General features: G+C 58.6%; 1 protein-coding gene. It reads left to right on the top strand.

Annotation, left to right across the window (positions count from 1 at the left end; all coding sequences use genetic code 11):
- Positions 1–232, top strand: a 232-nt coding sequence (locus Q4563_RS22995) for a 3-methyl-2-oxobutanoate hydroxymethyltransferase (protein WP_303606199.1), incomplete at both ends; no start/stop codon positions are given.

Genomic DNA, 232 nt, shown 5'->3' with positions numbered 1-232 from the left:
CCGGCCGACCTGGGTAAGCGTATTACGCAGGCCGTCACCGTGCCGGTCATCGGAATCGGTGCCGGCTCAGCAACCGATTCCCAGGTGCTGGTCATGCACGACATGCTGGGGCTGAACCCGAATCATGTCCCGAAATTCGTCAAGAACTTTGCCACCTCAGGACGTACTGTTCCCGAAGCGCTGGCGGCTTATAACGACGAAGTCAAGAATCGTACCTTTCCCTCCCCGGAAC

This window comes from Gilvimarinus sp. 1_MG-2023 (assembly GCF_030548285.1).
Note: the sequence above shows the minus strand (reverse complement) of the source record. Positions and strands in the feature narration are given on the sequence as shown.